The sequence below is a fragment of the Cupriavidus sp. SHE genome (genome assembly GCF_000812445.1).
Taxonomy (GTDB): domain Bacteria; phylum Pseudomonadota; class Gammaproteobacteria; order Burkholderiales; family Burkholderiaceae; genus Cupriavidus; species Cupriavidus metallidurans.
The window spans coordinates 1-2,674 of the sequence record NZ_JWMB01000116.1; the positions used below are offsets into that span (position 1 = coordinate 1).

Annotated in this window: 2 protein-coding genes; both read left to right on the forward strand. The window is 64.5% G+C overall.

The features are described 5' to 3' along the window. The first annotated feature begins 264 nt into the window (after positions 1 to 264). Positions 265 to 1,818 (forward strand): IS21-like element ISRme9 family transposase, encoded by a 1,554-nt coding sequence (gene istA / locus RN01_RS32390; protein WP_017515619.1) that lies wholly within the window; start codon positions 265 to 267, stop codon positions 1,816 to 1,818. 7 nt (positions 1,819 to 1,825) lie between these two features. Then, on the forward strand, positions 1,826 to 2,581 hold the full coding sequence (gene istB / locus RN01_RS32395) for an IS21-like element ISRme9 family helper ATPase IstB (RefSeq protein WP_024569300.1): 756 nt from the start codon (positions 1,826 to 1,828) through the stop codon (positions 2,579 to 2,581). Positions 2,582 to 2,674: the final 93 nt, after the last annotated feature.

Here is a 2,674-nt window from a genome sequence, read left to right on the forward strand (position 1 = left end):
TGCGTATTTCGGGGCGCGTGATCAGCGATTTCGGGGGAACGTGATCACCTGTTTCGGCGGGAAGCTGATCGCTGGTTTCGGCGGAACGTGATCACTTCGGCGACGCCGCCGAAATCGGTGATCACGTTCCCGAAACGAGTGATCACGTTGCCGAAATGGGTGATCACGCACCGTAATGGGGCCGGGCAAGGGCTAGGGGTGGGACTGCGCATGGACTAGAACGCCGGCGATAGGCTGTTTCCTTTTTTGCAAGGAAGCAAGCTGATGCCGGCCAACCGGATGACCATGCGCAAAATCAAGGAAGTGCTTCGCCTGAAGTGGGCGTGTGGCCTTTCGCACCGGCAGATCGCTAGGGCGACGGGTGTGAGTGTTGGCGCTGTCTCGCAGTACGCGGCGATGGCGAAGGCAGCGGGGCTGGATTGGCCGCAAGCGGACAGCCTGAACGAGGATACGCTGGAGCAGCGGCTGTTCGGCGCGCAGAAGCCGGCCAACAGCCCGGGCGGGCGGGTGACGCCGGACTTCCCCTATCTGCATCGCGAGTTGCGCCGCAAGGGCGTGACACTGCAGTTGCTGTGGGAGGAATACCTGGAGGCGAATCCCGGGATACCCATTTACCAATACACGCAGTTCTGCTGCCGTTACCGGGACTGGGCCGCGACGCTCAAGCGGTCGATGCGCCAGCAGCACCGCGCCGGCGAAAAGCTGTTTGCTGACTTCGCCGGTCAGATGGTGCCGATTCTGGATGCCGAGGGCGGCCTTGCCTTCGAAGCCAGCATCTTCGTCGCTGTGCTGGGCGCGTCGAATTACACCTACGCGTGCGCCACCCGGGGGCAGACCACCGCCGACTGGATCGGGGGAATGGTCTGCGCAATGGAATACGCCGGCGGCGTGCCGGAGCTGCTTGTGCCGGACAACCCGCGCGCGCTGGTGGCTCGCCCTGACCGGTACGAGCCGGTGCTGTCCCGGACGGCGGAGGACTTCGTCCATCACTACGGCACGGCCATGCTGCCGGCGCGGCCGCGCAAGCCGCAAGACAAGGCCAAGGTCGAGACCGGCGTGCTGATCGTCGAGCGGTGGATCCTGGCGCGGCTGCGCAACCACCGCTTCTACAGCCTGGGCGAGCTCAACAAGGCCATCAAGAAGCTCGTCGCCGACCTGAACGACCGACCGTTCAAGAAGCTGCCCGGCACGCGCCGGGAGTGGTTCGAGCGGTTGGACCGGCCAGTGCTGCGACCGCTGCCGCCGCGGCGCTACGAAGTGGCAACGTTCAAACAGTGCCGCGTCAACGTCGACTACCACGTCGAGATCGACGGACACTACTACAGCGTGCCGCATGCTCTGGTGCGCAAGGCGGTGGAGGCCCGCGTAACCCGCCACACCATCGAGATCCTGTACGGTGGCAAGCGCGTGGCGCTGCACGCGCGCAATACCCGCAAGGGCAGCCACAGCACGGTGAAGGAACACATGCCGGTGGCCCACCGCGCGCACCTCGAATGGACGCCCGGCCGGCTGCTCAACTGGGCAGCCTCGATTGGGCCCAGCGTCGCCGTCATCGTCGAATACCAGCTCACCCACAAGAGCCATCCCGAGATGGGCTATCGCGCCTGCCTGGGTCTGCTGAGTCTGGCCAAGAAGTATGGCAAGGAACGGCTCGAGGCCGCTTGCGCCCGCGCCGTCGCCATTGGCTCGCTCACGCGCAAGTCGGTGGTCTCCATCCTTGAAAACCATCTGGACCGGCAGGCCACTCTGCCGGTATCGCAAGCCGAGTGGCATTCCCCCATGCACGACAACGTGCGTGGCCCCGACTACTACCATTAGGAAAATTATGCTGATGCAACACACCGTCGGCCAACTCAAAGCCCTCAAGCTCGACGGGATGGCGCGGGCCTTCGAGGAACAGTCCATCCTGGCCGCCAGCGCCAGCCTGCCGTTCGAGGAACGCTTCTCCATGCTGGTCGACCGGGAGATTGCTTGGCGCGACACCCGGCGGCTGGAGCGGCTGCTGCGCTCGGCCAAGCTCAAGCACACCCAGGCATGCCTCGAGGATGTGGTCTATGACGGCAGCCGCGGCCTTGACCAGCGGCTGGTCGCCACCCTGGCCAGTTGCGACTGGATCCGCAATGCTCAGAGCCTCATCCTGACCGGGGCGACCGGTGCCGGCAAGTCCTGGCTGGCCTGTGCGTTTGCCCAGCAGGCCTGTCGGCAGGGATTCTCTGCGCTCTATCTGCGGGTGCCGCGACTGTTCGAGGAACTACAGATCGCCCACGGCGACGGGAGCTTCACCCGCCGCCTGGCGCAGCTCGCGCGCATCGACGTCCTGGTGCTGGACGACTGGGGCCTACAGGAGCCTTCTGAAAGCGCCCGCGGCGATCTGCTTGAAGTTCTGGACGATCGCGTCGGTACCCGGTCAACCATCGTGACCAGCCAGCTCCCGATCGAACATTGGCACCAGTGGTTGAATGATCCGACGCTGGCTGACGCCATCCTGGACCGGCTGGTCCACCAGGCACACAAGGTGCCGCTCAAAGGCGAATCCATGCGCAAGCGCACGTCAACCGACGCCAAGAAACGGGCATCGTGATCACCTACGCTACAATCTCCTGACCGCGCAGTACCACCTTCCTTCCCTGATCACGTTCGCCGAAACCGCTGATCACCTTCACCGAAATCCGCA

What these genes read in the sequence shown, in the direction of transcription:
- istA (WP_017515619.1), top strand. Translation starts at nt 265, where the DNA reads ATGCCGGCCAACCGGATGACCATGCGCAAAATCAAGGAAGTGCTTCGC.
- istB (WP_024569300.1), top strand. Translation starts at nt 1,826, where the DNA reads ATGCTGATGCAACACACCGTCGGCCAACTCAAAGCCCTCAAGCTCGAC.